The following is a 23,560-nucleotide window of genomic DNA, read 5'->3' as shown; positions in this document are numbered from 1 at the left end:
ATGTTGAATCTGTGGCAGTATACTTAAAATTTAAAAAATTTCGGTAATTCTATCACCTAATCCCAATTAACGATGAGTACTTCTCGAAGAGACGTTTTGAAAATGGCGAGCATGGCACTTGCGGGCAGCACCCTACCAGCCATTACAATTCTTAATCCCAACCGCGTTTTTGCAGGAACGAATGCCGAAACGCTTAAGATTGGTTTGATCGGTTGCGGTGGGCGCGGTTCTGGCGCAGCTAACCAGGCTTTAAAAGCAGATCCTAATGTTGTTTTGCATGCAGTAGGAGATATTTTTAAAGATAAATTGGACTCTTCTCTCGAAAACCTTACCAAGGTTCACGGTGCAAAAGTAAAGGTGGATGATGGTCATAAGTTTATAGGGTTTGATGCTTATAAGAAAGTATTGGAGTCGGGTGTGGATGTTGTTTTGCTTGCAACGCCTCCGCATTTCCGTCCTGAGCACCTTACGGCTGCAATCAATGCTGGCAAACACGTTTTTTGTGAAAAACCTGTCGCAGTAGATGCTCCCGGTGTTCGCAAGGTTCTGGAAGCTGCCAAGCTTGCCAAACAAAAAAATGTATCGCTGATGTCAGGTTTCTGCTGGCGTTACCATGAGCCTAAACGTGCCAGTTTTTCAAGAATCCTTGACGGCGCGGTAGGTGATATCTCTGCCATTTACAATACTTACGATACAGGCACATTGTGGTCTTTCCCGCGGGTAGCAGGCTGGTCCGATGCGGAATATGTGTTACGTAACTGGACTTACTACACCTGGCTGGCCGGTGACCATATTGTAGAACAAGCTGTGCACAGTCTGGATATGATGTCGTGGGCAATGGGTGGGAAACTGCCAATTTCTGCTGTTGGAACTGGTGGACGACAAGTTCGTACCGATTCCTTGTTCGGCAATATCTTCGACCACTTTGCTGTCACTTATGATTATGAAGGCGGTGTTAAAGGCTTCCACCATTCAAGACAACAGGCTAACTGTGAAAACAGCTACCTCGTTGAAACCATAGGTACAAAAGGACGCGCAATGGTGAACTGCGCACGTAACGTACACGAGATCGTGGGAGCAAATCCATGGAAATACGATGGCGTGCAGAATGATATGTACCAAACCGAGCACAACGAACTGTTCGCTGGCATCAGAAGCGGCAAATTCGTGAATGATGGCGAATTCATGGCGCATAGCACATTGATTGCGATCATGGGCAGAATGGCGTCCTATACGGGCAAGCGCATTACCTGGGATGAAGCCATGAACTCTACTGAAAAGCTGGGTCCCGATACTTATAGTTTTGATATGAAACCTCCGGTTGTTGAGGTAGCATTACCTGGTATTACTGCATTCTCTTAATGTCCATGCACCGAAGGATATTTATAAAAAACACTGCTATGGCGGCCTCCGTCGTAGCAGTTGGTTCTTCAGTAGTGTCTGCGGCGGAATCTGCGGGCGCGAAAGTAGTGTTACCAGCCCCAATGATAAAGAAAAGCCTGATGTGGGGAATGGTGAAGGAAGACTTGTCCGTCATGGATAAGTTTAAGTTGCTGAAAGATCTTGGTTACGACGGTGTAGAGCTCGATTCTCCGGATAAGCTGGAAATGAAGGAAGTACTCGCTGCCAGGGACAAGACCGGCTTGCTAATTCCAGGAACCGTAAACTCCATGCATTGGAAGCTTCCATTGTCCGATCCCGATCCAAAGAAAAGGGAAGAATGCGCCAAGTCGATTGAAAAAGCATTGTGGGATACCAAAGAATATGGTGGCAGCACGGTACTTGTAGTGCCAGGCGTTGTAAATGCTAATGTTACTTATGGCGAAGCGTATGAACGTTCTCAGGCCGAGATCCGAAAGCTGCTTCCAATTGCTGAAAAAGCAGGTGTCAAAATAGCCATCGAAAATGTCTGGAACCAGTTTCTGCTAAGTCCTTTGGAGGCAGCACATTTTGTGGATGATTTTAAAAGTCCGATGGTCGGCTGGTATCTGGACGTAGGTAATGTGCTCCGTTACAGCTGGCCGGTTTCCTGGATCGAAGCGTTGAACAAACGCATTTTAAAGCTTCATTTGAAAGAATTCAGCATCAAAAAACAGAACGACTTGGGTCTTTGGAAGGGATTTGATGTAGAGTTTATGGAAGGCGATTGCAATTGGTCCGAAGTAAATAAGGCACTGCAAAAAGTTGGCTATTCAGGTTGGGCTTCTGCGGAAGTGAATGGCGGAGATCGCAAACGTTTATTGACGATACGTGAGAAGATGGACGAGGTTTTTAAAGCATAGTTTACAGTATTTACAAATGGTAGATGAGCCCGGTGAAAGCCGGGCTTATTCTTTTGGGGTCAGACAGAAAAAGCACAGAGTTCCGCATTGAAAAGACGGTCAAAATAGCCATCTTGCAGCACCTACTCTAACTCACACTATGTATTCTGAACTCATTTCTTCCCTTACGGGTATCTTGCCTGTCAACGACGCGGTTCGCGCGCAATTTTTACAAAAACTCAAAATCATAAATGTCAGGAAAGGAAAGTTGCTGTTGTCGGAAGGCGACATTTGCGACAGGCTTTGGTTTGTGAAGTCCGGAATGGTAAGAGGATACCAGCTTAGTAACAGTGGCGAAGGTCTTTTCGAAGACGTTACCGAGTGGTTTGCAAAGGAAAGTGATTTCTTTCATGCAGCAGAAAGCTTCGTCAACCAGGTTCCAGCCAAAGAGTATATTGAAGCTCTGGAATCGTCAACCCTCATCTATATTTCCCATCGGGATCTATATCAACTCTATGCTGATCACCCAGAAATCTGCTGTCTTGGCAGGATCATCGCCGAGCGCGCGCTACTGGCGCATAAAGAACTGCTTCGTGAAATGCGCATGTTGTCGGCTCCTCAGAAGTTTGAAGTATTCCGTTCCCGCTCGAAAGAATTAGTTGCCCGCGTCCCTCAAAAATACATAGCCTCCTATCTCGGGATTTCTGAAAACTATGTCAGCAAATTAAAGGCGAAGTACTAAGTAATTTTCTGGGTTTTTGCAGGTAGGATTCTGGGTTTTCCCAGAATTGGTATGGTTTATCCTCTGTTTATTTGTATTAAGCAAATAGGATACTTTTTGCTGCTCGATTTTTTTATCAATCGGACTCAAATATTTTATAAAATGTTTTCTTGCATCAAACCCATTTTGCTTTGTGCCTTTCTCTTTCAGATAACCCTAACTCATGCTCAGCGGCCTGCTTCTAACGGAAACTTCCAAAAGAAAGTTAATGCATTTATTGACAAGAAAATCGAAAGGTTTCCCTGGGAAGTAAATTTTAATATGGCCCCCGTTCTTTACAAACCAATGTCCGGTTGGATTACCTACAAATACATTATCAAACGAAATGTTGGCAAAGGAGGAAAGACAGGTGCCTGGCGTTTTTCCCTATCACCGTCTTTTCTCGGTAAGACTGAAAACATACATCCTGACACGACTCTCAAATTTTCCAACAAACGAACCAATTTTTTTCGTCCCCGACTAGAATTTGGATACGAATGGCAAAAAGTTAAAGGTAGGTTTATTCTTTTCTACGGAATCAGTTCTTTTTATGCAATTGAGTTCGAAAGTAATAAGAGCGATGATCATTTTTATCCCCTGGGCGTACCTGCGCCTCCGCGCGGTAAGTATGAATACATGTTTCGAAGGAACTACTTTTCTGTAGCTCCATTGATCGGGGCAAAATGTTACCTCAATGCGCACTTCTCTATTTCTCTCGAAAGCCAACTTCAGACCACATATTTCTGGGACAAAAGCTCTACTTACTTCAATGATGCCTTTCTACAAAAGGATTTTGTATATGATTTATCTATACTGCCTTATCCTGTTTACGCATTGAATCTGGCTTGCCATTTCTGACTCTTAAGATAGGATAAATATGAAAACGAGAGGATTTGTAATCCTGATGATCGCCTTTTTTGCACTCGGAGAATGCTGCGGACAGCAAATGGCCGTCAACAGGCACAACTGGGAAATGCATATTAATTATTGGGCACCAAGAGTCAGTGGTGATCACTCAATGCCCTATTCTTATATGTTTAAACGGAACATTAGTAGCAATGAAGAAATCGGTGCATGGCGAATAATGCTTTCCCCACTCTTCTATTGGCTTAATGGCTATGATAAGACAGATACGATTTTTAATTGGACAAAAGCTTCCTCATTCGAATTTAGGCCAATGATCCAGACGGGTTATGAATGGCAAAAATGGCTGGGTATTTCGATGCTTTATTACGGAGCAGACCTTGGCTGGAGAACACGGTCGGAAACGGGAATATCTCACGATTACTCCTTAAGTGATGGAATTATCAGCATTAATCAAAGAAAATTAACAAACCGGACTAGTGATTCTTGGCTCGCCGGCTTCACAGGAATGAAATACTATGTTGGTAAAAGGTTCTCAGTTTCTCTTGAAAGCCAGCTTCAACTAAGATACACCATAAAATCAGAAACTTTTAGCTATGCTGGTAAGCGAATATATAAAGACAAAGAGACTGCTGCGCAACTGATCCCATTTTCTTATTATCTGTTTAATCTGAGTTATAACTTTTAAACTAAAATTCACCATGAAAATGTTGTACAAATTCTCCGCCATTATCACTTTGCTTTTAATTTTACTATTCAGCGATGTGAAGGCAGCCAGCGATCCGGTTGTCAAAATCCGTGGCACACAAGCTAGTTCAATGTTTGATATGATAGATTTCTATAATATCGAGCCTAGCAGCAGTGGCTATCTTAATGAGTATTATTATTATGCAGTCATCAGCAACGATAATAGTGTTGTCCCTCAAAATGCAACAATCTCTTACAAATGGATTCCGGTCGGCGGAACAGCTATAAGTGGAGGTACATCTAACCAGGTCAAAATGAAATGGGACAACACAAAGAATTATAACAATGGCGTTCCAACTAAGTCTCTTCGCTTAAAGGTAACTTTCACATGGACTCCACAGGGGCAACCGACAAAGACGAAGGAAGTTTTAAGCCTCCGCCCCAATGATGCCGCCGAAGCCCAGCCCATCGAAGTTAAACACATCAGCGACCCGGCTACCCTAAGTTTCAACGGATCTACCGTTAGTAATGGGAACACCTTATCCTTTGCATGCGGCGCGACCCAAAAGACTTTGACAGTTGGAAGTGTCGTGACAGATCCCAATGCCCCAATCACGTACTACTTTTACTATCCTGATGGCTGGTCAGGTCCGGCAATGTCCAATGTCCCGTCAGTGACGGTCAATACCCATGTTAATAAAAGTGGAGTGATCAAAGTTGAGGCAAAACGCAACGACAGCAATGTTTTCAGATCTAAAATTTCTATCAATATCACGAGACCTTTACCCACAATACCTGTCATCAACTCCGGTGACATTCTCCTTTGCAGCCCTCAAACCATCACAGCCAGCGCCAATAACGCGACATCGTATAATTGGACTACTACGGGCGGTGTAACTGCAAACTCCCCCGGAAACACCAATTCTGCACAAATTACGGGCGTTTCGGACGGCACGGTAATCGTATCCGCAACTTCGTCGGTTTGTGCAATGACGACATCTCTTAGTAAGGCTGTCATTGTGAAACGCAGTCCGCCGAAGCCGGCATCGTTACTTTTAACTGCAAATGGCGGAGGGGCTCCGGATTTTATGTGTAACGGCTCGGGTGTATCGCTTAATGCTTACACTGCCGAACCTGGTACTCAGTTTGGTAACTGGACCACCAGCGATCCGGGGAATACCATTCTTAACTATAATGGGGGTACTGCCTATTTTAATTCATACGTCAATAACTGTTATGGGATTGATATTACTGTTAGTAATTGTTTTGGATCGGTGAAGAAGGGAATTACAATATGTGTGGACAACTGCGTTAAGGAAATGCCCGTTTATAAGATCTATCCCAATCCTGCTAGCGATTACCTCCATATTACATTTGAAGAGGCGGATGATATTTCACTTTTACCTGGTTTGATACGTATTTTCAGTGAGGTAGGCGGGAAAGAAGTCAGGACAATTGACCCCAGAGAAGATTATTCAACGGAAGCGTTTAGGGCGGACAAAACATTAAACATCAAGGTAAGTGATTTGACAAGAGGTACTTATTACTTACATCTCATTCAAGAAGCGGGGGAATCAGATCAAATCAGGGTTATCTTACAGTGAGCGCATTCATACTATTTCATTACTAATAAAACCGGGCTACCCGGTTTTTTTGCGTTAGCAACATTATTTCTTCACTTTATACCTGGTTCTTGCGTAATGTCTTAATGTAGATATTTTCAATTGCTGATTTTTGACTTGAACCATCTTATACTCTTTAAAAACACCCTTTTTATCCAAAAAACCAAGAATGCAGGATTGTTCGCCAGGGCCTTTTTGTATTTCTACTTTGGGTTGTATTCCAAAATTCGGGATTTTCAAAGTATCCTCCGCGTCCAGTTCCTTGTATTTTATTTTAACCAAAAAATCGAACGTAGCTTTGGTTTCATACAACTCCACGGCAAACCGCCAGTCGTTCAACGGATCTTTGACTTTCTCACTGAAACTGGCAACCGGACCAGATGCTACCTTATTTCTGATTGGTGAAATGGTATCATTTACCACAGTCATAGATTGATCCCCTGATTGTTCAGAATTTTTCTGCTGGTTGCAGGCAAAAACGACCAGCAGGATTAAAAGGCTGCAATGCTTCATTGAAAGGGATATTTGGTCCGAAGTGTAATCTCTGTTTTGCAATATACTTTTGTTATTTGCATTAAATGAAATATTTTACCCAAAGCATTATAAAGAAATTATTAATTAAACCCGCCCGTTTTCCAAATCTCCAAGCATGGCATTAAACTATATTTTCGTCGGATTTTTTGTAATCGCCTTCGTAATAGCCCTTTTGAAATTTATTCTCACGGGAGATGTGCAGACATTTAAAGATGTGACGGAGGGAATGCTGAAAATGGCAGAAGTGGCCGTAATGGACATTGCCTTGCCGCTTACAGGTGTGATGACATTCTTTCTTGGGATTTTGAATGTAGGGGAGAAGGCAGGCATTATTAATAGGCTTGCCAGGATTATCGGGCCCTTCTTTAATAAACTTTTCCCTGAGGTTCCCGAAGACCATCCTGCTCACGGTCAGATGATCATGAATTTTTCGGCCAATTTTCTTGGGTTGGATAATGCTGCCACCCCATTTGGATTGAGGGCAATGCAAAGTTTGCAGGACCTTAATCCCAGCAAAGACACTGCCTCTAATGCGCAGATCATGTTTCTGGTGCTTCATACTTCCGGTTTGCAGATCATCCCGTTGTCTATCATTGCGCAAAGAGCAATTCTGGGGGCGGAAAGTCCGTCGGATGTTTTTATTCCTTGCGTGGTCGGTACTTATATAACGACCGTGGTTGCCATGGTGATTACTGCAAGCTGGCAAAGGATTAATCTGTTTAATAAGACCATTCTGTTATGGCTGGGTAGCATTACCGCATTCCTTGGGCTGTTGCTATGGTATCTTTCCGGTCTTCCGAAAGAGCAAATTGAGACAGTATCCATATTTGTTGGTAATTCCGTATTACTCGCTGTGATCGCGGGATTCCTGGGAACGGCGATGTACAAAAAAGTAAATGTTTTCGACTCATTCATTGAAGGCGCGAAAGCAGGTTTCTCTACAACGGTCATGATCATTCCCTACCTGGTTGGTTTATTGGTAGCAATCAGTGCTTTCAGAAGTTGCGGGGCAATGGATTATCTGATCGACGGACTTAAATATTTATTTTCATTAACCGGGATGAACACTGATTTCACGGAAGCTTTGCCGGTCGCCTTAATGAAGCCTTTGAGCGGTAGCGGCGCACGTGCGCTGATGATCGATGCAATGAAGGAATTTGGACCTGACTCGTTCATTGGCAGGCTTGTATGTATCTTTCAAGGATCTGCGGACACCACATTATACATTGTCGCCCTCTACTTTGGGTCGGTTGGAATAAAGAATACGAGGTATGCAATCGTCGCCGGATTGATCGCTGATTTTGTGGGCGTTGTGGCCGGAATATGGCTGGGATACTTATTTTTTCACTGATTTTCATATTCTGGAGAATTGCCCTTTTACCCCCGATATGCAACCGTCCGTATAAAATGGATGGTCGCTTTTTATCTTAAAGAGTAATATTGATCATCTAACTCTGAACATCATTATGTTTAAATCGTTACGCAATTCCACGCTTGTGTTGGTTACATTTTTTGTAATTATTGCGGGTAATAGCTTTGCCCAAAAAAATGTAGAGCAGGCGGCGAACACTTATTCTCTTGAAGATTGTATCCGAATCGCCCTGGAAACCAATCCGCAGATCAAACAATCCGAAATACAGGTGCAGACAAATGGGAATACCTATGCACAATCCAAGTGGCAGCGCTGGCCAAGTATCAGTTTTAGCGCAGGTCAGGGATTTAGTTCAGGTAGAAATATCGACCCGTTTACCAACCAGTTTGTTCAGCAAAATATCAGCTCCAATAATTACCAGCTCGGTGGTCAGGTCACACTTTTCAATGGATTTCAGATTAAGAATAATATCAAATTTAATGATGCCAACTACAAGGCCAGCCAGAAAGACCTGGATGCTACACGCAACGACATTATGCTGAATGTAGCATTGTCTTACCTTCAGGTGATCACAAATCTGGAATTGATACAGGTAGCACTTAGGCAGGTAGAGGCTTCACAATTGCAGGTAGAAAGGACGGGGAAGCTCGTAGATGCCGGAACGCTTGCTGAAAGTAATCTCCTCGATCTGAAAGCAACGCTTGCCAATGACGAGCTCACACTGGTTAATGCTGAAAACAACCTGGAAACCGCCAAGCTAACCCTGAAACAATATATGAATATGCCTGGCAGCGAGCAGATCAACATTGTAAAGATCGAAGTAGCTGATCCGACACTGCAGGCTTACAATGCTATGATCCAGGAAATTTTTGATGTAGCATTGAATAACCTTCCGCAAATGAAAGCTGCAAATCTGCGCATTGAAGCAGCCAAAACAAATGTAGATCTGGCAAAAGGAGCTGGATTGCCGTCCCTTACCTTGAATGGAGGTATTTATACTGCATTTTCTAGCGCGGCACCCAAACAAAGGTTTGTGTCCGATGGAAGCGGAACTTCGATGACCGAAGTCATTTCGACAACAGATTACATTGTTTACAACGATCAGCAGTTACCCATCGTGCAACAGGTATCTACACCAAACGGCGCCTTACGCACTTTCGGCTACCTGGATCAGCTCAACTTCAACCGCAACTCTGCTATCAATCTGAACCTGACCATTCCTATCTTTTCCAATTTCAGGGTGAAGTATAATGTTGCGAATGCAAAGCTTCAGCAAAAAACATATGAATACCAGGCGCAGCAAGTCTTGCTGACCATCCGCAAGAATGTGGAGCAGGCTTACATCGACATGACCAATTCAGCAAAACGGTATTCTGCAACTGCCAATCAGGTGAGGGCATTGCAGGAAACATTTCGGGTTTCTCAGGTTAGGTTTGATGTTGGATCGATTAACTCCGTGGAATACAGCATTGCCAAAGCGAACCTGGACAGGGCAAATGGCAATCTGGTACAAACCAAATATGACTATGTTTTCAGGACTAAAATCCTGGATTTCTATATGAACCGCCCGCTGTCGGATTTCTAAGACAGGAAAATACTTACAGCTTACCTTCAGCGGAGACACATTTTAGACCAACCGCCTTGTATACCTCAATAGATAATTAATTGTAATCAAATTCTTATGGCACGTAAATCTTCGAAACGGATCTGGTGGATAACAGCAGGCATTGTATTACTTCTGGTCGCCGGATTATTCGGGGCCAAACAGGCGGGCTACATTGGGAAACCGAAGACAACGGGTGTAGACTACACGACCGTCAAAACAGCGGATATTGTTGAAAGGGTTACTGCTTCCGGGAAAGTACAGCCAGAAGTAGAGGTGAAACTGAGCCCGGATGTATCGGGGGAAATCATCAGCCTGAATGTTGCGGAAGGTGATTCAGTGATAAAAGGGCAATTACTTTTAAAAATCCGTCCGGATAATTACGAGTCGCTGATGGCACGGGCACAAGCCGCCGTGAATTCTAGCAAAGCAAATTACGAGCAGACAAAAGCGATGGTTGCCCAGGCAGAAGCCCGGCTAATTCAAGCAAAGTCCAATTTTGAAAGGAATAAAAAACTTTATACAGACAAAGTGATCTCAGCGGCGGACTATGAGCAGTTTGCCTCCAATTACGGTGTCGCACAACAGGACATTGAATCTACCAAAGCGAATGTTTCTGCCGCTTTATTTAACATCAGAAGTGCGGAAGCTGGTTTGAAAGATGCAGCCGAGAACCTTCGCAAGACCAGCATATTCGCACCCGTCAGCGGCATTATCTCACTTCTGAATGTGGAAGCGGGTGAGCGTGTGGTGGGTACATCACAAATGGCAGGTACCGAAATGATGCGGATTGCGAATCTTGCCAATATGGAGGTAAGAGTAAATGTAAACGAAAACGATATCGTGCGGGTAACTTTGGGAGATACTGCAGAAATTGATGTGGACGCGTATAGTGCATCCGGCCGCAAATTTCGCGGAATTGTAAAGGAAATTGCTAACACCGCGGCAGGTTTGGCAACATCGTCTTCCAGCAGTACTTCTGCTTCGAGTGCATCTGCGGACGCGGTTACCGAGTTTGAGGTTAAGGTGAAGATACTGAACGAATCATTCAGCGACCTGATGACTTCACGTTCTAAAAAATCCTATCCTTTCAAGCCGGGTATGACTGCTTCTGTGGAAATTATAACCGACCGCAAAAATGGGGTAGTAACAGTTCCGATTGCGGCAGTAACCACCCGAAGCAACAAGCCGATTGTAAATGAACCAAATCAAGGGCCGTCTGACGAAAATGCAGAGGCAGAGGCAACGGCCGCAGAAGCTGCTAAGAAGATTAAAAAGGATGAGGTTATTAAAGAAGTTGTGTTTACCGATGTGAGCGGAAAAGCGCAGATGAAAGAAGTTAAAACGGGTATCAGCGATTTTGAAAATATCGAGATTCTCTCCGGCCTCAAACCAGGAGACCGCATCATTTCGGGGCCATATATTGCCGTCTCAAAGAATCTGAATAATGGTGACCTGGTCGAAAAAAAGAAGGAAGAGGTGAAAAAAGACGAAAAAAAATGAAATGATAACGCGAACGGGTACGTTGTAAAAGCGTAATAAGTTCGATTTAGTTTAGGTTAAAAAGGAAATTCCTTGCGGCTTTGCTGCAAGGAATTTTTATTTTGACCCTTTATTTTAACGAAATCTTCTCACTTTTGAAACTGATTAACTCAATCTTTACGATTAAAGACTAGTTTAATATTTTTGAAAATGAGTTTTTTAAATAATACAAAAATAGCCGTCATAGGGGGTGGTAGCTGGGCGACAGCCTTGATCAAGATCCTGTGCGAACAAAACAATGTGCAGATCCGATGGTGGCTCCGAAACCAGAAAGACATTGAGCATATCAGGAAATTTCATCACAACCCGACCTACCTTAGTGATGTTGTGCTATCCCCCAAAAAAGTAAAAGTATTCGAGAAAACGACAGAGGCGGTAAAAGGAGCAGACTATGTGATCCTCGCAGTCCCCGCCGCTTTCGTCCGTGAATCGTTACATCACCTGACCGCAAAACATCTCCAGGGAAAACGTGTTATTTCAGCCATAAAAGGCATGGTACCGGATCGTAATATCCTGGTTACCGACTGGATATCAAACGATTTTAGTATTCCACCCGAAGATACGTGTGTCATAGCAGGTCCCTGCCACGCCGAGGAAGTAGCATTGGAAAAGCAGTCTTACCTTTCAATTGCTTCCACCGAATGTCCTGCTGCCGAAGATTTCGCTGCTTTGATGACCTGCCGGTATGTGGTCGCCAATCCATTGGATGATCTGTATGGTGTGGAATATGCGGCGATTATGAAAAATATCATTGCACTTGCCTGTGGCATTACGCACGGACTTGGATATGGCGACAATTTTCAGGCAGTTCTGGTATCCAATGCAATGCAGGAGATTGGTAACCTGGTCACGGCATTGGATCCAAGAGAGCGAAATTTAAGTTCTTCGGCTTACCTTGGGGATTTGTTGGTCACTGCTTATTCGCAGTTCAGCCGGAACCGGCTTTTTGGTAACATGATTGGACGGGGATACAGTGTGAAGGCAGCTCAACTGGAAATGAAAATGATCGCGGAAGGCTATTATGCTACCAAGAGTATCCAGGAAATAAACAAGGTCAATCACGTTCACCTTCCTATTACCAATTCGGTGTATCGTATTCTGTATGAAGAACATGCGCCCGCCTTGGTAATGAATGATTTGAAAAAATTATTGAAATAAATAGCCTGTTTACCTCTAAACCGGGTAACTTTTACAACCATTGCTAATTCGAATTATGAACATTTGCAGAAAATTAAGACTTCGCAGAATACTCGTTTTTCTAGTCTTATCGATCAATTCATTGAGTTTCACCGCGTGCAAATCGAAAAAAACGGGTGAAGGAGCGGATCAGAAAACAGATTCTCTGGCAAATAAGAAGGAATTCGTTTTCGGAGATAAACGGGAATTTGCCCAATGCCACGCATCTACTGTGGTGCGGCTGGACGATGGCCAGTTTTTGGTCGCCTGGTTTGGTGGTACGGAAGAAAAAAATCCGGATGTAGGAATTTGGGTTTCAAAAGGCAGGCCTGGAAAATGGAGCGCTCCAAAAGAAGTTGCTAAGATACGGGAGGACGCGCATTGGAACCCCGTGCTTCAGAAAACGGCCCCTGGTAAAGTTACGCTCTATTTTAAAGTAGGAAAGGAAATTGCGCAGTGGGAAACCTGGGTAAAAACGTCTGATGACGATGGCGAAACATGGTCGGAGGCGTATGAATTGGTGAAAAAAGATAAAGGCGGAAGAGGTCCAGTGAAAAATAAGTTGCCTGAACTCTCCAATGGCGATTGGCTTGCCGGGTCGTCCAATGAGGTAAAGGGATGGGAAGTGTTTGTGGACAGGAGTACGGATAAAGGTAAAACCTGGACAGCCAGCCCATATTTTAAGATAGATACTACGGAAATTAAAGGAAAAGGCGCCATTCAACCAACCTTATGGGAATCTGCGCCAGGCAACATTCATATGCTGGTAAGGACAACGGGTGGTGTGATCGGCCGGAGTGATTCCAAAGATTTTGGCAAAACCTGGTCAACCATTAAAAAGACCAGTTTACCAAATCCCAATAGTGGCATTGACCTTACCAAGCTTTCGGACGGTACATTGGTACTTGCCTACAATCCGGATGATGAAGATTGGGGATCAAGATCGCCGCTTTCGCTGATTTTGTCTTACGACAACGGGCAGAACTGGATGGACAAAACGGATATTGCTACTGGAAAAAAAGATGATGAATATTCGTATCCTGCCATTGTAAGCTGGGACGATTCTGTGGCAGTAACCTATACTTACAACCGGCAGAAAATTGCGTTCTGGACAGGAAGTAAAAAAGATATCATTGAACTGTCGGCCAAAGAGAAAAAGGATTAATAACCCATCAGTTCAAGGTCGTAGGATTCATGCATTTCAACTTGCTTGCCCATCTTTTTCTGGATGATCTTAAAATGATGGACGTCCTCAGGGCAGATCAATGATATCGCTTCACCCGACGCTTCAGCCCGGCCAGTCCGGCCGATCCTGTGGACATAATCTTTGGGAGAGCGAGGCAATTCAAAATTGATTACATAAGGCAGGAATTGAATGTCAATTCCGCGTGAGACGAGATCGGTCGCAACCAAAACAGTTAATTTTCCGGATTTAAATTTGTTCAGCGCCTCCGTTCTGGCACCCTGGCTTTTTTTGCTATGCATGGCCATTGCCTGAATGCCGTTTTTATTCAATTTTTCCACCAGATTATCGGCAGTCCTGGTTGCCGAAACGAATACCAATACTTGCTTCATTTCCTGCGTTTTGATGAGATAGCGTAACAAAGGCCCTCTCCGGTCAGGATCCACAAAATAGCCCGTTTGCTTAATGAGATCCAGGTTTTGTTCTTCTTCCTCAATCTCAATGCGGACCGGATTTCGGAGCTGCGTTTTATTGATTTGATCAATTTCCTCCCCTAATGTTGCCGAGAAAAGAATGCTCTGACGCTTCTTGGGCAACAAAAAGAAGATATCTTTCATTTCGTCCGCAAAGCCCAGGTTTAGCATTTTATCTGCTTCATCCAGAACCAGGATCTGTGTTTCCGAGATATTAAGTGCTTTATTGGAGAGTAGGTCAAGCAACCTTCCCGGCGTTGCGACGAGTATTTCCACGCCTTGTAATCCGATCATTTGCGGGTTGATGGAAACACCACCATACACCGCCAGCGTTTTGACTTTCCTGGGAAGCCTCTCACCGAATGTTTGAAAAACCACCGCAATCTGCACCGCCAATTCCCTGGTCGGGACGAGGATAAGGGCTGAAATGTGCCTGTTGGGAGCCGCAGGTTTGCCTTGAAACAATTCCAGGATCGGCAGAACGAAGCTTGCCGTTTTACCCGAACCCGTTTTAGCAATACCGAGCACATCATTTCCCTTCATAATGGCAGGAATAGCTTCTTGCTGAATGGGATATGGTTGAGTATAATTCTGTTCAGCAATGGTTTTTAATAATGGTTCGGACAGACCGAGCGATTCGAAAGACAATGTGTTTTCCAACAGGATATCAGATTTTGTAAAGAATGCAAAGATACTGTTACCGCTAACATTTTGGCTCAACTCGTCTGGAACCGCCCGCAACTGACTCTTTAAGAACATTTATTCTCCATAACCATGTCTTACAACCGCAGGGAATTTTTACAACATTTAGGTTTCGGCGCATTGCAGCTGGGCGTGATCAGCGCGATTCCGGCCTCGACCTGGGCTTCATCTTTAAGTTACGGACAGTTGCCGAGAAGTTCTCCCGAATCGCAGGGGATGTCGGCAAAAGGTATTCTTGATTTTGCCAGCGCCGTCGAAGCCGAAAAGTTAAACCTGCACAGTCTTATGGTACTTCGTCAGGGAAAAGTGGTTGCAGAAGGTTGGTGGGCTCCTTATGCGCCGGATTTGAAACATACATTGTATTCTCTGAGCAAGAGTTTTACCTCCACTGCCATAGGATTGGCTGTTGCTGAGGGCAAATTGAAGGTCGACGACAAGGTTGTCTCTTTCTTTCCAAATGAAAAACCGGCAACGATAAGCCCTAACCTGGCCGCTATGCGCGTGAAAGATCTGTTGACGATGTCTACCGGGCATGACAAGGATTCGACTGGATCATTAAGGGATGCCAAAGACAAGAATTGGGTGAAATCGTTTTTATCGCTCCCTGTGGAGCATGAGCCAGGTACTTTTTTTGTCTACAACAGCGGCGCGACTTACATGCTTTCGGCGATTATCCAAAAGGTAAGCGGTCAGACGTTGTTGGAATATCTCAAACCGAGACTTTTTGAACCCCTGGCCATTGAAGACGTTGATTGGGAAACAGATCCAAATGGCATTAATACTGGCGGCTGGGGATTAAGGGTTAAGACAGAGGACATTGCCAAATTCGGGCAGTTATATCTGCAAAAAGGCGAGTGGAATGGAAAACGCATTCTACCAGCAGCATGGGTGGAGGAAGCTACACGCTCTCATATTCAATCGAAAGGCGGGTCGAGAAAGCAGGAGGAAAACGATTGGCAGCAGGGTTATGGCTACCAGTTCTGGCGTTGCAGAAACGATGGCTATCGTGGGGATGGCGCTTACGGGCAATACTGCATTGTTTTACCCAAAGAAGATCTTGTGATAGCCATTACTAGTGAAACCGGGAATATGCAGGCCATATTGGATCTTGTATGGAGCAACATTCTTAAGTCTGTAAAAGCTACTGCTGTACAATCTGATAAGGAGGCACAGACGCAGCTTCAAAAGAAATTGACCACATTATCGCTTCCACTAACACCTGGCAAGCCCACGTCTGAATTGATGTCGAAAATGAATGGACGCAGTTTTAGCATTGCCGATAATGATTTGAAAATCAATAAGGTATCGTTTGAGTTTGATAAAGGCTGGTGTCTGTTCCGGCTGAAAGATGACAAAGGCGAACACCTTATAGTCAACGGCCTCGGTAGTTGGAAGATTGGATATACAGATTTGTCGGCATTGCCATTGAAACTCGTTCTTACGCCGGTACCTGGGGAAGTCAGAACAAAGATCGCTGGGAATGGAGCGTGGATTGATGACAGTACGTTTGAAATGACCTGGCGCTTTATCGAAACTGCTCATTATGAAACGGTTCAATGCAAGTTTGACGGAGATAATGTTCAAATCTCGCTTAAAAGAAGTTTGGCAATTCTCGGCAATACCAAGGATTCCCGCCCTGTTTTGAGCGGTAAAATGCTTGCTTAGGTAAAGCCTAAGGGAATTTCGCTTGCTGTTTATTTAATATTCAAGTCAATAAATATTCTAACCAACCAACAACAATGAAAAAAAGCATTTTCCTATCCTTATTATTAATCATCGCAGCATTAACAACGCAGGCTCAGAAATTTAGAGCATTGGATAAAAGTCCGCGGGACATTGCGTGGTTCCCTGATCATTTTGCGCATGACCGCAAAGATGGTGAAAAAGCGTTGGTGCGGGTTTCTTACAGCCGGCCGTATCTTAAAGGCCGTGAAGCTTTTGGCAAACTGGAACCTTACGGAAAAGTATGGCGGGTAGGAGCCGACGAATCAACCGAAATTAAATTTTATCAGGATGCGACATTTGGCGGTAAAAAAGTGAAAGCAGGTACCTATTCCTTGTTTGCTATTCCGGGCGATAAAGAATGGACTGTTATTCTAAATTCTGATGTCGATTATTGGGGTGCTTACAAATACAAAGAAGCAAGTGATGTATTACGAGTAACTGCGCCGGTAAAAAAAGCAGAAGCTCCTATCGAAAATTTTTCCATTGTATTTGAAAAGACGTCGGATACAGCAGCCAAAATGTTTTTGGGTTGGGATTCAACCATTGTTGAACTGCCTGTCACTTTCTGAGGTAAATGTATTGGCATCATTATTGCAAAAAGCAGGTCAGCGGGTCAAAACCGAGGACCTGTTTTTGTTTTTATCATCAATTAAAAATATATGAAAACGAGTAAATTGGCCATACTATCTCTTGCCTCGCTGCTGGCATTGGCGGCCTGCGGCACCAAAGAAAAGGAAAAAGAAAAATCTGCGCAGAGCGAGCCTGATTCTGTCGTTACTGTAACCGACAGCCTCACACTACCAGCGCCATTTGCCACAGAGTCCGTGGAAAATCGTCCGAAAGAAGAAGGCTGGCCGGAAGGAAAAATGCCCAAAGCACCAGCGGGATTTAAGGTTTCCAAATACGCTGATAAATTCGATAGCCCCCGATGGACCTACATTGCACCTAATGGCGATGTGTTTGTAGCTGAATCGGGCACCAAGAAAAGTGCGGACAGGATCACATTGCTACGGGATGTGAACAAGGATGGCAAACCTGAGTTGAGGGAAATTTTTATGGAAAAACTCAATCAGCCGTTGGGAATGCTGATCCTGAAAAATTATTTCTATGTCGCCAATACAGACGGACTTTACAGATATGCATACAAAACCGGTGATACCAAAGTCACGAGCAAGGGTGAGAAAATTGTAGAACTCCCCGCTGGTGGCTACAATAATCACTGGACGAGAAATTTGATTGCGAATGCGGATGGATCTAAAATCTTCATTTCCGTGGGCTCTGCGAGCAATGTAGCTGATCATGGGATGGACGAGGAAAAGCGCCGTGCAAATATTTTGCAGATCAATCCGGACGGAACAGGTGAAAAGATTTTCGCGAGTGGATTGAGGAACCCGGTTGGTATGGATTGGGCGCCTGGCTCCAATGAACTCTGGACCGCGGTAAATGAACGGGACAAATTGGGCGATGATCTTGTGCCCGATTACATTACGAGTGTCAAAGAAGGCGGATTTTATGGCTGGCCCTATTCTTATTTCGGTAAAAACGAAGATCCCCGTCGCAAAGGTGAACGCCCTGATCTGGTAGCCAAGGCGATTGTGCCTGACGTGCCGCTTGGCTCTCATACCGCTTCGCTTGGACTGGCATTTTATGATAAAACGCAATTTCCCGCGAAATATCAGAATGGCGCCTTCATTGGCCAGCATGGCTCCTGGAATCGCTCAAAAATATCGGGTTACAAAGTGGTTTTTGTTCCTTTCAAAAATGGGAAGCCTGCTGGTAAACCGGAGGATTTCCTGACTGGTTTTATCGAGAGTGAAAGCAAAGTGTATGGACGACCGGTTGGAATTACTGTTATGGATGATGGATCAATGCTTGTAAATGACGACTCGGGTAACACGATTTGGCGGGTAACTGCTATGTAAATAGATAAGAAGTAGGAAATAAAATGGCGGCCTGGTTTACGAATCAGGCCGTTTTCTGCTTTTATTAGGCTATCTCTAAAAATAAAACGGACAAAATTAGGAAAAATATACCGATCGGTATATTTTTGTATTGTCATCTAAAAACAATGAGCAAAGCAGAAAAAACACGTCAATTTATTATCGAAAAAACGGCGCCTGTTTTTAATGTGAAAGGCTATTCCGGGACTTCGATCAACGACTTGATGAATGCAACCGGATTGACAAAAGGAAGCATTTATGGAAATTTTGCGGGCAAAGACCAAGTGGCGCTGGAAGCGTTTGATCATAATTTAAAGTGTATGTTCAGCGCGGTGCAAATGGATATGGATCAACAAACTTCTATTAAAGACAAACTATTGGTTTACGCCGACATTTACGAAAACCTTCTGCATCACCCATTCCCTACAGGCGGCTGCCCGATTTTGAATACCTCCACCGAAGCGGATGATACCCATCCTTTACTCAGGCAAAAAGCGGCAGACGCGATCACTTCCTGGAAAAACTCAATCGCTACTTTGATCAAGAAGGGGATTATTCAAAATGATTTTCGTGGAGACATTGATCCTGAACAAGTCGCGATCACACTGGTCGCATTGATTGAAGGCGGCATTATGATCGGGAAGGTGACCGGGAAGCTGAATTACAGAAATGCAATCATGAAATCAGTAAAAAAGATGATTAACGACTTGGAATAGTATAGCCATGAACCCTTCCATAGTTTAACGATAGGACAATATATAAGGAAAAATGAAACAGAAAATCGCTTTCGCAATGATCATGGGAGTCATCACGACGGGTATAATTACCTTTACCTTGATTTCTCTTAATGTTGGATTTGTTCCCAATTTTTTGGTGATTTGGCTGAAATCCTGGAGCATGGCCTATCTGGTCGTGATTCCGGTAATCTTAGTAATTGGGCCGAGAGTTCAGAAATTGGTTGAAATTTTGTTCAGAAATGAAGTGACTCAGGATGTTGATTAAGCATTCTGACGTCTTTAATGATTTTAAAATCTTATGAAAAGAGTAGTCGTTACAGGTTTGGGAGTTATTTCTCCCCTTGGGAATTCAGTTGAGGAGTTTTGGGGAAATATCCTGAATGGTAAAAGCGGTGCTGGAACCATCACCAAAATGGATGTTTCCAAATTCAAAACACAATTCGGGTGTGAAGTGAAAGACTTTCATCCGGAAGATTACATTGAAAAGAAGGAAATTAAAAAATACGACCTGCATACCCAATATGCCATTGCAGCGTCGGATATGGCAATTAAGGATTCAGGACTGGATTTTGAGAGCATAGATATTACGGAGCGCTACGATATGGGCGTGATCTGGGCGACCGGTAACGGTGGAATGGGCACATTCGAAGAACAATTGCTGGAATTCCACGCTTCGGGAGGTGTTCCCCGGTTCAGCCCCTTTTTCATTCCTAAAATGATCGTGGATATCGCTGCCGGAGTGATTTCGATCCGTCACAAGCTCCACGGTCCTAACTATTGTACCGTTTCGGCCTGCGCATCGTCCAATACGGCCCTGATCGCCGCTTTTGATACCATCAGAATGGATAAAGCGAAGGTGATGATTGCAGGTGGATCGGAAGCTGCCATTATCTATTCTTCATTGGGCGGTTTTGGTTCTGCCCAGGCACTTTCAAAAAGAAATGATGAGCCAGAAAAGGCTTCTCGCCCGTTTGATAAAGACCGCGATGGTTTTGTGATGGGCGAAGGAGCGGCTGCTTTGATCCTGGAGGATCTGGATTATGCAGTGGCAAGAGGTGCGAAAATATATGCTGAAATCGTGGGAGGAGGAATGGCTGCTGACGCTTACCACTTAACAGGAACGCCCCCGGACGGAATGGGAGCTGCCTTAGGAATGAGAAAAGCACTGAAAGAGGCAGGTATAACGCCGGATAAAATTGACTATGTTAATGCACACGCTACTTCTACCGGATTAGGGGATATGAGCGAGCTGCATGGTATGAAATCCGTTTTTGGCGATCATCAGGTCGCGATCAGTGCAACGAAATCCATGACCGGACATTTGCTGGGTGCTGCGGGCGCTCTGGAAAGCATCATCTGCACGTTGGTTGTGCAAAACGACATCATTCCCGGGACCATCAACACGGAGAACCTGGATGAAAATATTCCGGAAGGAATGAACATTATCTTGGGCGATTCGGTGAAACAAACCGTGAACTACGCACTCAATAATACGTTTGGATTTGGCGGCCACACGGCAACTTCCATATTCAAAAAATACACAGAATAACATTGTAAGTCATTCTGTTATCTCAGAAAGAACTGCCACTACCCCGTTTTCATCGTTACTTTTGGCGATGAAACGGGCTATTTTTTTTACATCCGGATGCGCATTGGCCATTGCGTAGGAGTAATGCGCTTTGTCCAGCATTTCCAGATCATTCAGGTAATCTCCAAAAGCGAGTGTCTGCTCTGGCGTCACATTGAATTTCTCCTGGATTACTTCCATAGCCCGCCCTTTGTTGGCTTTTTTATGCGAGATATCCAGCCAGATTGGCCCCGAAACTTTCACCTGAAGTGGCTCTTCATAATGCTTGAAATGCGGGTAGCTATTCTTTTCCGAACCAACCAAATCGCATACCGTAAATTTCAAAAACTGGTCATCCTTGATTTCAAGCAGGTCGTTGACGATCTCGTATCTTTCAAAATACATTTTGAGGCGGTCAATAAATTCAGGCTGATCACTTTCAACATATGCCTTTTTCTTGCCGCAAATGATTGGGTAAGTGTTGGGAATGTTCCTTGAGATCAATATCAGTTCCCTTACAATGTTCCCTTCAATGGCCTGGATGTGAAGTTCCTCTCCCTGATAAACAACATAACTTCCGTTTTCTGCTGCGAAAACGACTTCGTCTTTAATGTGATCAAGTGTTTTGGTAAGATTAAAATACTGACGTCCGCTGGCTGCTACGAATATAATTCCGTGTTCTTTCAGCTTTCGGAACATGGAATAAAATGATTCATCCAATTCATGTTTGGAATTCAACAACGTACCGTCCATATCGGTCGCAACCATTCTGATATCCGAAAAAGTCATATTCGATTTTAATGTTACCTTATCTAGCAAGGTAAATGAGTTTGGGAAGGTTCCAAACCGTTCAGGCAATTTTGTATTATGCCTGGTATAAAATGGGGCAAGACATGGATTTTACCAATATTCGAAAGCTTGTCCCATGATAAAATCTTAATTTTGGCAAGGGTAAATGAACAGCCATGAAATTTTCAAAGTACTATGTAGCGGCCTTTTTCTCGTTTGTAATTTGGGGATTTTTTAGTCTGGCTTTGAAGCCTTTGAAGTCTTATCCGTCGCTTGACATTCTGTTTTACAGGGTATTCTTGTGTGCCGTGATCATGGCGGTAATCAGCTTTTTTGTGCGCAGAAAAGTTTTAGGGGATAATATCATAAAATATAGGGCAATGCCTGTTGCCCAGAAAAGTCGGGTCGTATTGCAAACACTTGGAGGCGGGCTTTTACTTACGGCTAACTGGTTTTTCTTCATTTATGTCATGAACCACATCAGCGTTAAAGCTGCGTCCTTCGCCTACCTGGTATGCCCGATCATGACTACGGTTATCGCGTATTTTGTTTTGGATGAAAAGCTTAGCAAATGGCAATGGAGCGCGGTTTTAATCAGCGTCGTCAGTTGTGCGCTGCTATCATTTGCCAACATTGCCGACATTTCGTACAGCCTGATCGTTGCCGCTTCATACGCATTTTACCTGGTAAGCCAGCGTCGCAACTCCGGCTTGGATAAGTTCCTGCTACTGACCATTCAAATCTTGTTTTCGGCAATGATACTTCTTCCATTTTATCCCGAATACAGTGCGGCATTGCCAATCGAATTATCGTTTTACGCCTTCATTTTCCTGATAGCGGTGCTTTTTACGATTGTACCACTTTTTATGAATCTGTATGCGTTGCAGGGGGTTACCTCATCCACAATGGGGATATTATTGTATATCAATCCATTGATGAATTTCAGCATTGCCATAATTTATTTCCACGAGCCGATTAATACAGTTCAGATTATCGCGTACTCACTGATATTTGCTTCCATCATTATTTTCAATGAAAGGTTTATCTGCCGGAAGCGCACCGCCGCAATTTGAAATCAAACATTCTATAAAAAGCTTCCCGCAATCCCACAAATGGCTTTTACCAGTAATAGACCGTCAATAACGATAAGATAGTAAAGGATTTTGCGTGGTTTTTGCAATGAGAATGCGACCAAAAGAAGGCAAATAAAAGGGATCAGGTTGAATAGGAATGTAACCAAAGGAAACCCACTGTGAACTGCGAAAATGAGAAATGAAAGCAGGCCTATCAGCAGAAAGGGTATGAGAATATAAAAGATGGTATTTCGGAGCCCGAACCGGACTGCAAATGTTTTCAGCTCAATGTTAGCGTCGTCTTCATAGTCCTTGATATCAAACATAATGGCATTCACCGTGCAGAACATCCAGTTTTTCAGGAATAGCCAAAGCATCAGTTCCGGTTCCTGAATGACAATGTTACGCTCTATTTTGAGCATTATAATTGGGAAGAGGTTAACGCAACCGGCCCACACAAAACCAATTACAAAAGCTTTTAGCCAGCCAGTCCTCCTTAAATTAATGGCAATCACCGATTCCGGTAACAGGCCATAATAGAATATTGCTGCCCCTGGAATAGCGGCGACCAAAAGCCAAAAGTATACCGGTAATTCCAGGATTTTGGTAAAATCATAAACCAAAAGCCAAAGACCTAGCGCAGTGCAAACCATGAATAAAACGACCTGGCTTCTCCGAACAAATGGTGCATGTATTCTGTACCATTCCGTGCGAGGATTGGCGGATACCTCCGGGCTATCGGGGACGGAGTAGGCCATGGTATAGTAAAAAACAGTTGCTGAAAATAGGAGAATGTAGTAGGGTAGTGAGTTAAGGGGCAGCTTTAATTGGAAAACAGTTTCCACCGACAACGCTATCGCCAGGAAACCGACAAAGTAATTGGCAAAAAACACAAAGGAGACGAGCCTGGTTAACATATTTTCCAAAACCTTGTTTACTGCTTGCCAGCT

General features: G+C 43.8%; 22 protein-coding genes. 18 read left to right on the top strand and 4 right to left on the bottom strand.

The genetic code is table 11. The features are described from left to right. The first annotated feature begins 102 nt into the window (after nucleotides 1-102). The 6 genes from FHS68_RS12780 (at nucleotide 103) to FHS68_RS12755 (ending at nucleotide 6,176) form a co-directional block, all read left to right on the top strand. On the top strand, nucleotides 103-1,362 hold the full coding sequence (locus FHS68_RS12780) for a Gfo/Idh/MocA family protein (RefSeq protein WP_167270949.1): 1,260 nt from the start codon (nucleotides 103-105) through the stop codon (nucleotides 1,360-1,362). A gap of 38 nt (nucleotides 1,363-1,400) precedes the next feature. Then, nucleotides 1,401-2,282 (top strand): sugar phosphate isomerase/epimerase family protein, encoded by an 882-nt coding sequence (locus FHS68_RS12775; RefSeq protein WP_229211874.1) that lies wholly within the window; start codon nucleotides 1,401-1,403, stop codon nucleotides 2,280-2,282. A 139-nt stretch (nucleotides 2,283-2,421) separates the two neighbouring features. Beyond that, a complete protein-coding gene (locus FHS68_RS12770) occupies nucleotides 2,422-3,003 on the top strand; it encodes a Crp/Fnr family transcriptional regulator (RefSeq protein ID WP_167270547.1) in 582 nt (193 codons plus the stop codon). 141 nt (nucleotides 3,004-3,144) lie between these two features. Next, nucleotides 3,145-3,879 carry a hypothetical protein gene (locus FHS68_RS12765; protein ID WP_167270545.1) on the top strand — a complete coding sequence of 245 codons (735 nt, stop codon included), beginning with the start codon at nucleotides 3,145-3,147 and terminating at the stop codon, nucleotides 3,877-3,879. 19 nt (nucleotides 3,880-3,898) lie between these two features. Then, nucleotides 3,899-4,573, top strand: a complete 675-nt coding sequence (locus tag FHS68_RS12760) for a hypothetical protein (protein ID WP_167270543.1) — start codon at nucleotides 3,899-3,901, stop codon at nucleotides 4,571-4,573. Nucleotides 4,574-4,586: 13 nt separating this feature from the next. Then, nucleotides 4,587-6,176 (top strand): T9SS type A sorting domain-containing protein, encoded by a 1,590-nt coding sequence (locus FHS68_RS12755; RefSeq protein ID WP_229211873.1) that lies wholly within the window; start codon nucleotides 4,587-4,589, stop codon nucleotides 6,174-6,176. Nucleotides 6,177-6,239: 63 nt separating this feature from the next. On the opposite strand, the gene FHS68_RS12750 is transcribed toward FHS68_RS12755, so the two are convergent. After that, on the bottom strand, nucleotides 6,240-6,707 hold the full coding sequence (locus FHS68_RS12750) for a hypothetical protein (RefSeq protein ID WP_167270542.1): 468 nt from the start codon (nucleotides 6,705-6,707) through the stop codon (nucleotides 6,240-6,242). A gap of 136 nt (nucleotides 6,708-6,843) precedes the next feature. Between FHS68_RS12750 and FHS68_RS12745 the strand changes: the two genes are divergently transcribed. The 5 genes from FHS68_RS12745 to FHS68_RS12725 all read left to right on the top strand — a co-directional run bounded on the left by FHS68_RS12745 (nucleotide 6,844) and on the right by FHS68_RS12725 (nucleotide 13,586). Then, a complete protein-coding gene (locus FHS68_RS12745) occupies nucleotides 6,844-8,079 on the top strand; it encodes a spore maturation protein (RefSeq protein WP_167270540.1) in 1,236 nt (411 codons plus the stop codon). A gap of 115 nt (nucleotides 8,080-8,194) precedes the next feature. Next, nucleotides 8,195-9,685, top strand: coding sequence for a TolC family protein (locus FHS68_RS12740; RefSeq protein WP_167270538.1), 1,491 nt, complete (start codon nucleotides 8,195-8,197; stop codon nucleotides 9,683-9,685). A 96-nt stretch (nucleotides 9,686-9,781) separates the two neighbouring features. After that, nucleotides 9,782-11,206, top strand: a complete 1,425-nt coding sequence (locus FHS68_RS12735) for an efflux RND transporter periplasmic adaptor subunit (RefSeq protein WP_167270536.1) — start codon at nucleotides 9,782-9,784, stop codon at nucleotides 11,204-11,206. Between the two features lie 189 nt (nucleotides 11,207-11,395). Next, nucleotides 11,396-12,403 carry an NAD(P)H-dependent glycerol-3-phosphate dehydrogenase gene (locus FHS68_RS12730; protein WP_167270534.1) on the top strand — a complete coding sequence of 336 codons (1,008 nt, stop codon included), beginning with the start codon at nucleotides 11,396-11,398 and terminating at the stop codon, nucleotides 12,401-12,403. Nucleotides 12,404-12,458: 55 nt separating this feature from the next. Then, complete coding sequence (locus FHS68_RS12725) at nucleotides 12,459-13,586, top strand: sialidase family protein (RefSeq protein ID WP_167270532.1); 1,128 nt, start codon at nucleotides 12,459-12,461, stop codon at nucleotides 13,584-13,586. Here the strand turns inward: FHS68_RS12725 and FHS68_RS12720 are convergent. Beyond that, nucleotides 13,583-14,725 carry a DEAD/DEAH box helicase gene (locus FHS68_RS12720; RefSeq protein WP_167270945.1) on the bottom strand — a complete coding sequence of 381 codons (1,143 nt, stop codon included), beginning with the start codon at nucleotides 14,723-14,725 and terminating at the stop codon, nucleotides 13,583-13,585. The genes FHS68_RS12725 and FHS68_RS12720 overlap by 4 nt on opposite strands. A 126-nt stretch (nucleotides 14,726-14,851) precedes the next feature. Here FHS68_RS12720 and FHS68_RS12715 point away from each other — a divergent pair, with 126 nt between their 5' ends. From FHS68_RS12715 to fabF, 6 genes are all read left to right on the top strand, one after another. Further along, entirely contained in the window at nucleotides 14,852-16,444 is a 1,593-nt protein-coding gene (locus FHS68_RS12715; RefSeq protein WP_167270530.1) for a serine hydrolase domain-containing protein, read from the top strand. Nucleotides 16,445-16,518: 74 nt separating this feature from the next. Then, nucleotides 16,519-17,073, top strand: a complete 555-nt coding sequence (locus tag FHS68_RS12710; RefSeq protein WP_167270528.1) for a DUF2911 domain-containing protein — start codon at nucleotides 16,519-16,521, stop codon at nucleotides 17,071-17,073. A gap of 90 nt (nucleotides 17,074-17,163) precedes the next feature. Continuing rightward, on the top strand, nucleotides 17,164-18,426 hold the full coding sequence (locus tag FHS68_RS12705) for a PQQ-dependent sugar dehydrogenase (protein ID WP_167270526.1): 1,263 nt from the start codon (nucleotides 17,164-17,166) through the stop codon (nucleotides 18,424-18,426). A gap of 146 nt (nucleotides 18,427-18,572) precedes the next feature. Further along, nucleotides 18,573-19,160 (top strand): TetR/AcrR family transcriptional regulator, encoded by a 588-nt coding sequence (locus tag FHS68_RS12700; RefSeq protein WP_167270524.1) that lies wholly within the window; start codon nucleotides 18,573-18,575, stop codon nucleotides 19,158-19,160. A gap of 52 nt (nucleotides 19,161-19,212) precedes the next feature. Next, nucleotides 19,213-19,446, top strand: a complete 234-nt coding sequence (locus FHS68_RS12695) for a DUF2798 domain-containing protein (protein WP_167270522.1) — start codon at nucleotides 19,213-19,215, stop codon at nucleotides 19,444-19,446. A 33-nt stretch (nucleotides 19,447-19,479) separates the two neighbouring features. Further along, nucleotides 19,480-20,730 carry a beta-ketoacyl-ACP synthase II gene (gene fabF, locus FHS68_RS12690; protein WP_167270520.1) on the top strand — a complete coding sequence of 417 codons (1,251 nt, stop codon included), beginning with the start codon at nucleotides 19,480-19,482 and terminating at the stop codon, nucleotides 20,728-20,730. Between the two features lie 9 nt (nucleotides 20,731-20,739). Here the strand turns inward: fabF and FHS68_RS12685 are convergent, their stop codons facing one another. Further along, on the bottom strand, nucleotides 20,740-21,567 hold the full coding sequence (locus FHS68_RS12685) for an HAD family hydrolase (RefSeq protein ID WP_229211872.1): 828 nt from the start codon (nucleotides 21,565-21,567) through the stop codon (nucleotides 20,740-20,742). A gap of 146 nt (nucleotides 21,568-21,713) precedes the next feature. Between FHS68_RS12685 and FHS68_RS12680 the strand changes: the two genes are divergently transcribed. Continuing rightward, nucleotides 21,714-22,610 carry an EamA family transporter gene (locus FHS68_RS12680; RefSeq protein ID WP_167270518.1) on the top strand — a complete coding sequence of 299 codons (897 nt, stop codon included), beginning with the start codon at nucleotides 21,714-21,716 and terminating at the stop codon, nucleotides 22,608-22,610. An 11-nt stretch (nucleotides 22,611-22,621) separates the two neighbouring features. Here FHS68_RS12680 and FHS68_RS12675 read toward each other — a convergent pair whose 3' ends face one another. Then, a complete protein-coding gene (locus FHS68_RS12675) occupies nucleotides 22,622-23,527 on the bottom strand; it encodes a UbiA family prenyltransferase (RefSeq protein WP_167270516.1) in 906 nt (301 codons plus the stop codon). Nucleotides 23,528-23,560 lie beyond the last annotated feature (33 nt).

Origin of the sequence: Dyadobacter arcticus (genome assembly GCF_011762185.1) — a bacterium.
Lineage (GTDB): Bacteria > Bacteroidota > Bacteroidia > Cytophagales > Spirosomataceae > Dyadobacter > Dyadobacter arcticus.
Note: the sequence above shows the minus strand (reverse complement) of the source record. Positions and strands in the feature narration are given on the sequence as shown.

Excerpts from the sequence above, each read along its gene's own strand:
- FHS68_RS12735 (WP_167270536.1), top strand. The coding sequence starts at position 9,782 with ATGGCACGTAAATCTTCGAAACGGATCTGGTGGATAACAGCAGGCATT.
- FHS68_RS12730 (WP_167270534.1), top strand. The coding sequence starts at position 11,396 with ATGAGTTTTTTAAATAATACAAAAATAGCCGTCATAGGGGGTGGTAGC.
- FHS68_RS12760 (WP_167270543.1), top strand. The coding sequence starts at position 3,899 with ATGAAAACGAGAGGATTTGTAATCCTGATGATCGCCTTTTTTGCACTC.
- FHS68_RS12770 (WP_167270547.1), top strand. The coding sequence starts at position 2,422 with ATGTATTCTGAACTCATTTCTTCCCTTACGGGTATCTTGCCTGTCAAC.
- FHS68_RS12775 (WP_229211874.1), top strand. The coding sequence starts at position 1,401 with ATGGCGGCCTCCGTCGTAGCAGTTGGTTCTTCAGTAGTGTCTGCGGCG.
- FHS68_RS12695 (WP_167270522.1), top strand. The coding sequence starts at position 19,213 with ATGAAACAGAAAATCGCTTTCGCAATGATCATGGGAGTCATCACGACG.
- FHS68_RS12750 (WP_167270542.1), bottom strand. The coding sequence starts at position 6,707 with ATGAAGCATTGCAGCCTTTTAATCCTGCTGGTCGTTTTTGCCTGCAAC.
- FHS68_RS12675 (WP_167270516.1), bottom strand. The coding sequence starts at position 23,527 with ATGTTAACCAGGCTCGTCTCCTTTGTGTTTTTTGCCAATTACTTTGTC.
- FHS68_RS12705 (WP_167270526.1), top strand. The coding sequence starts at position 17,164 with ATGAAAACGAGTAAATTGGCCATACTATCTCTTGCCTCGCTGCTGGCA.
- FHS68_RS12715 (WP_167270530.1), top strand. The coding sequence starts at position 14,852 with ATGTCTTACAACCGCAGGGAATTTTTACAACATTTAGGTTTCGGCGCA.
- FHS68_RS12755 (WP_229211873.1), top strand. The coding sequence starts at position 4,587 with ATGAAAATGTTGTACAAATTCTCCGCCATTATCACTTTGCTTTTAATT.
- FHS68_RS12780 (WP_167270949.1), top strand. The coding sequence starts at position 103 with ATGGCGAGCATGGCACTTGCGGGCAGCACCCTACCAGCCATTACAATT.
- FHS68_RS12710 (WP_167270528.1), top strand. The coding sequence starts at position 16,519 with ATGAAAAAAAGCATTTTCCTATCCTTATTATTAATCATCGCAGCATTA.
- FHS68_RS12740 (WP_167270538.1), top strand. The coding sequence starts at position 8,195 with ATGTTTAAATCGTTACGCAATTCCACGCTTGTGTTGGTTACATTTTTT.
- FHS68_RS12725 (WP_167270532.1), top strand. The coding sequence starts at position 12,459 with ATGAACATTTGCAGAAAATTAAGACTTCGCAGAATACTCGTTTTTCTA.
- FHS68_RS12765 (WP_167270545.1), top strand. The coding sequence starts at position 3,145 with ATGTTTTCTTGCATCAAACCCATTTTGCTTTGTGCCTTTCTCTTTCAG.
- FHS68_RS12680 (WP_167270518.1), top strand. The coding sequence starts at position 21,714 with ATGAAATTTTCAAAGTACTATGTAGCGGCCTTTTTCTCGTTTGTAATT.
- fabF (WP_167270520.1), top strand. The coding sequence starts at position 19,480 with ATGAAAAGAGTAGTCGTTACAGGTTTGGGAGTTATTTCTCCCCTTGGG.
- FHS68_RS12745 (WP_167270540.1), top strand. The coding sequence starts at position 6,844 with ATGGCATTAAACTATATTTTCGTCGGATTTTTTGTAATCGCCTTCGTA.
- FHS68_RS12700 (WP_167270524.1), top strand. The coding sequence starts at position 18,573 with ATGAGCAAAGCAGAAAAAACACGTCAATTTATTATCGAAAAAACGGCG.